Annotated in this window: 1 protein-coding gene; it reads left to right on the top strand. The window is 36.0% G+C overall.

The window, feature by feature from the left end:
• A partial coding sequence (locus tag BGO59_RS24540) for a Fic family protein (protein WP_293687753.1) occupies positions 1-1,325 on the top strand: 1,325 nt, incomplete at both ends.

The raw sequence follows: 1,325 nt of genomic DNA, 5'->3' as shown, positions 1-1,325 counted from the left end.
CAAGAACTTATTTTTTCTTCAAGTAATCCGGAAGTTAGCAGAGAAATTTCCAAAATGGAAAATAAGGGCATTATCAGAAAAATTGCCCCACGTATTTACACATCTAATCTTGAGGAGTCTGCTGCAAAAATTATTCAGAGAAATATTTTTCAAATTTTGGGAAACTTGTATCCCGGAGCAGTATTAAGCCATCGATCTGCTTTGGAATTTAAACCGACTGAAGATTCACAAATATTTCTAACTTATTCTTATTCAAAAAAAATTGAATTACCAGGTATTACTTTAAATTTTTTCAAGGGAGAACAGCCTGTTGAGGGAGATTCCAAATTTGTTGGTGAGCTCTATGTCGCAAGCCAGGAACGAGCATTTCTTGAGAATCTTCAATCTGCCAGAAAGACAGGAAGACTTCCCAAAAATCTCCCAGTTGAGGAATTAGAAAATAAACTGGAAAAGATTTTTTTAATCAAAGGCGAAAATGGCTTAAATGACTTTAGAGATAATGCAAGAGAAATATCGGTAAAAACAGGGATGCAAAGTGAGTTTGCAAAGCTTGATAAAATTATTGGGGCATTATTAAAAACACGCCCTTCCAATCTTCTATCCTCTCCTATCGCAAAAGCAAGAGCCCTTGGAGAGCCTTATGATGAAGGAAGGTTGAAACTTTTTGAAAAGCTATTTATTCATCTTAAACAAGATATTTTTGAGAATATTGAAGATAAAAACCTTTCTCCTGAATCATTCAGAAATTTTGCTTTTTTTGAGGCTTACTTTTCAAATTACATTGAAGGAACGGTCTTTGAAATTGAGGAAGCAAAACAAATTGTTGACAGTCAAATACCCATCAAAAACCGTGGCGAAGATTCGCACGATATTCTCGGAACCTATAAATTAGTGAGCAGCAAAAAAGAAATGTCGCTGATTCCGGCTAATGTTGATGAACTATTCGATATCCTCTCTTATCGCCACAAAGTTTTATTAGATGCCCGGCAATCTAAAAAACCAGGAGAATTTAAGGATAAAAATAATCGGGCTGGTGAAACACATTTTGTGGACTTCACAATGGTTAGAGGAACTCTCAAAAAAGGCTTTGAGTTTTATCAGGCTCTTACAGATGCCTTCTCCCGTGCTGCATTTATAATGTTCTTAATTAGCGAGGTTCACCCTTTTTTAGATGGGAATGGCAGAATTGCCAGAGTAATGATGAATGCCGAATTCGTCCATGCAGGTCAAAGTAGGATAATGATTCCTACTGTTTACCGAGAGGATTATTTGGGAGCTTTACGAAAACTTACAAGAAGCAGCGATCCATCTGTTTATATCAAAAT

This window comes from Spirosoma sp. 48-14, assembly GCF_001898575.1.
Lineage (GTDB): Bacteria > Bacteroidota > Bacteroidia > Cytophagales > Spirosomataceae > Spirosoma.
Note: the sequence above shows the minus strand (reverse complement) of the source record. Positions and strands in the feature narration are given on the sequence as shown.